Source organism: Streptomyces sp. NPDC055078 (genome assembly GCF_053607985.1).
This window is the reverse complement of record NZ_JBSGUP010000765.1, coordinates 1-3,660: the sequence shown is the minus strand read 5'-3', so window position 1 is coordinate 3,660 and position 3,660 is coordinate 1. Positions and strand designations below refer to the sequence as shown.

The following is a 3,660-nucleotide window of genomic DNA, read 5'->3' as shown; positions in this document are numbered from 1 at the left end:
CCGCCGATGAGTCCGGCGCGCTCGCGGAGTCAACCGGCGGAGTCGTACCGTCCGAATCCGGTCCCGGAGGAGGAGCAGGGACGCTCTGGCCAGGGACATGACCGGAGACAATCGGAGCAGGAACATGGGAGAAGTGGTTGCCGTCGAGTTCGTCTCGCTGGACGGGGTCGTGCAGTCGGTCCTGTCGGCCGACGAGGACCGGGAGGGCGGCTTCGACCGGGGCGGCTGGGTGCCGCCGTACGTCGACGAGACGGTCGAGGCGTTCATGAGCACGACCACCGCGGGGGCGGCCGGGATGCTCCTGGGGCGCAGGACGTACGAGATCTTCGCGTCGACCTGGCCGTACGCCGACCAGGGTGACCCCGCAGTGGCGGCGATGAACGCGATGCCGAAGTACGTCGTGAGCCGCAGTCCCCGTGAGCCGACCTGGGTGAACACCGTTCCGCTGGGTCCGGATCTGTCCGCCGAGGTGGCGAGGATCACGGGCGGGACCGACGGTTACCTGCTGGTGCCGGGCAGCGCGGACCTGCTGCGGAGCCTCGTGGAGCTGGATCTCGTCGACGAGTACCGGCTGCTCGTCCTCCCGCTGATCGTGGGCGGCGGGAAGCGGCTGTTCGAGGGGAACAGTGTGCTGCGGCGGCTGTCCCTGGTGGACACGCGGACATCGAAGAGCGGCGTGCTGATCTCCACGTACCGGCGTTCCGCCCGGCCCTGAGGGGCGCCGGAACAATCACGGACGCGGCGACCGACGGGGACACGGTGCGGCTTGCCCCGGTCAGGATTCAGCCCGTCGAATCCGGCGACGTGGCCGCCGCCGTGGGCCGCACGGCGGTCGGCGAGCCGGTCGACGGTGTCCGGTGGGTGAGGTGGCTCCGTCGTCGGGCCACCCCAACCCGTTCCTGGGTGTACGAGGGCCACCCTCGGCCCTCCCCCCGCCCGCCGGAGTCACGGACACTGGCGGCATGAACCAGATCGTGGAGCTGGGCGAGTTCCTCCGTTCGTGCCGGGGCCGGGTGCGTCCGGCGGACGCGGGACTACCGGGGACGGCCCGGCGCCGGGTGCCGGGGCTGCGCCGTGAGGAGCTGGCGCATCTGGCGGGCGTCAGCATCGACTACTACACCCGCCTGGAGCAGGGGCGCAGCCGCACCGCGTCGCCGGAGATCCTGGAGGCGCTGGCGACGGCGCTGCGCCTGGACGGCACCGAGCGGGCGCATCTGTACGATCTCGCGAACCGGCGGCCCCTGCGGCCCCGGCGGTACCGCGCCGCCCCGGCCGAGCGGGTCAGCCCCGCCTCCCACCGGCTGCTCACCACCCTGGACTCCGCCTGCTGTCCCGCGTTCGTCCTGGGCCGGCGTACGGACGTGGTGGCGTCCAACGCGCTTGCACGGGCGCTCATCGCCGACTTCGACGCCCTGGCCGCGCACGAGCGCAACCTGGCCCGGTTCCTCTTCCTCGACCCCGCCGCCCGCGAGCTGTACGCGGACTGGCACGGCGCCGCCGCGGACACCGCCGCCATGCTGCGCCTGGACGCCGGGCGGCACCCCGGGGACCCGCGGCTGGGCGAACTCGTCGGCGAACTCGCCGTGCGCAGCGAGCACTTCCGTACGTACTGGGCGGAGCGCCGGGTCCATGAGCGGACCGAGGGGACCAAGGGGTACCGCCATCCCGTCGCCGGGGAGCTGACCGTCACGTACCAGGCGCTCGCCCTGCCCGGCGCCAGCGACCAGACCCTGGTCGTCTACAGCACCGAACCCGGGTCGCCCTCCGGGACCGCCCTGCGGTTCCTGGCGAACTGGTCGGCGGAGCCCGTGCCGGAGGGGGCACGCGGCACCGCGCCCACCGAACCGGATTCCACCGGCTGAGCCGGTGTCCGACCCGGGCCTCCCCGATACGGGCGGGGCAGACCGTAGCCTGGGGGCATGAGCAGCAGGAGCACGCCCCTGGGAGAGTTCCTCCGAGCCCGGCGCGGAGCGCTCACCCCCGGGGCGGTGGGTCTGCCCGCGCACGGGCGCCGCTCACCGCCCCCATCGTCAACCCCCTGACCAGGAGGTGGGTCTGCCCGCGCACGGGCGCCGCCGGGTGCCCGGGCTGCGGCGCGAGGAGGTCGCGCTGCTCGCCGGGGTCAGTTCCGACTACTACATGCGTCTGGAGCAGGGCCGCGAGTCGAACCCGTCCGCCCAGGTCCTCGGGGCGGTCGCCGCGGCGCTCCGCCTGGACGACGACGCCACCGGTCATCTGCGCCGGCTCAGCGGGCTCGCAGCGGAGTCCCGGGGCGGAGCCGGTCCGGCCGGTGACACCGACCGGGTCGGCGCGCAGTTGCTCCGCCTCCTCGGCACCTGGTCCGGCACCCCGGCCTTCGTCCTGGGCCCAGCGCTGGACGTCCTGGCCGCCAAACCGCTCGCCAGGGCGCTGCACAGCGGCTTCGAGCGGTTCGACAACCTGGCCCGGATGGCGTTTCTCGACCCGGCGGGCCGCGACTTCTACCGGGAGTGGGAGAGCGCGGCGGGCTCGTGCGTGGCCGAACTCCGCGCGGCGTACGGGCACGATCCCGGGTCCCCGCGGATCGCCGAGGTCGCGCGGACGCTCACCGCGAGGAGCCCTGAGTTCTCGGAGCTGTGGGCCCGCCACGAGGTCCGGGGGAAGACCGGGCGGACGAAGCACCTCCGGCATCCCCGGGCCGGTGATCTGCACATCCGGTACACCGCCTTCACCGTCAACGAGTCCCCTCGGCAGCAGCTCATCGTCTACCAGGCGGAGCCCGCGAGCGGCCCGTCCGAGGCCGTTCTCGCGGCCCTCCGCACCCAGGACTCCCTGGTGGGGCCGGGCGCCGAGTGATCGTCCCCGGCGGGGTCCGGGTACGGTCGGCGTCGGAGTCGATCGGAGTCGTCAGAGTTGTCGGGGCACGAGGGCGGGCCCCGCCGTCACCCCGGCCGTCCCCCGCGCCCGCGTACGCGGCGGGCAGGCGGGAGAATCAGCGCAAGAGCAGCACAGACACCGCAGAAGAGGCGAGGTTCCATACCCGAGGTTCTTGTTCACGTCGACCACGTGGACGGCGTCGTCCGCAAGCCCACCCTGGAGCTGCTGACGCTGGCCCGCCGTCTCGGCGAGCCGGTCGCCGTCGCGCTGGGCTCCGGCGCCGGGGACACCGCCGCCGTACTCGCCGAGCACGGCGCGGTGCGCGTCCTGACCGCCGAGGCGCCGGAGTTCGCCGACTACCTGGTCGTCCCGGCGGTGGACGCGTTGCAGGCCGCGTACGAGAGCGTCGCGCCGGTCGCGGTGCTGGTGCCGTCCTCCCCCGAGGGCAAGGAGATCGCGGCCCGGCTCGCGCTCCGCATCGGCTCCGGCGTCCTCACGGACGCCGTCGACGTCACCGGCGGGGACGAGGGCCCGGTGGTCACGCAGTCCGTGTTCGCGGCGGCGTACACCACCACGTCCCGTGTCACCACAGGGACCCCGGTGATCACCGTGAAGCCCAACGCGGTCGCCGTGGAGGCCGCCCCGGCCAAGGCCGTGACCGAGACGCTGGACGTCACCTTCGGCGACCGGGCCACCGGCACCCGGATCGTCTCCCGCAGCCCGCGCGAGGCGACGGGCCGCCCGGAGCTGACGGAGGCCGCGATCGTGGTCGCCGGGGGCCGGGGCATGGGCAGCGGCGAGAAC

Annotated in this window: 4 protein-coding genes and 1 pseudogene; all 5 read left to right on the top strand. The window is 74.1% G+C overall.

What is annotated here, in order from left to right:
• Positions 1-124: 124 nt before the first annotated feature.
• On the top strand, positions 125-715 hold the full coding sequence (locus tag ACWF94_RS36300; protein ID WP_453498772.1) for a dihydrofolate reductase family protein: 591 nt from the start codon (positions 125-127) through the stop codon (positions 713-715).
• A gap of 14 nt (positions 716-729) precedes the next feature.
• A pseudogene (locus ACWF94_RS36295) lies at positions 730-855 on the top strand (NmrA family transcriptional regulator); the annotation flags it as partial.
• Between the two features lie 107 nt (positions 856-962).
• The gene (locus ACWF94_RS36290; RefSeq protein WP_453498769.1) at positions 963-1,862 is read left to right on the top strand and encodes a helix-turn-helix transcriptional regulator; all 900 of its coding nucleotides are present in this window, start codon (positions 963-965) and stop codon (positions 1,860-1,862) included.
• A 187-nt stretch (positions 1,863-2,049) separates the two neighbouring features.
• Positions 2,050-2,835: a helix-turn-helix domain-containing protein gene (locus ACWF94_RS36285; RefSeq protein WP_453498766.1), complete on the top strand. Its 786-nt coding sequence runs from the start codon at positions 2,050-2,052 to the stop codon at positions 2,833-2,835.
• 180 nt (positions 2,836-3,015) lie between these two features.
• The coding region (locus ACWF94_RS36280; RefSeq protein ID WP_453498775.1) for an electron transfer flavoprotein subunit alpha/FixB family protein at positions 3,016-3,660 on the top strand (645 nt) is incomplete at its 3' end.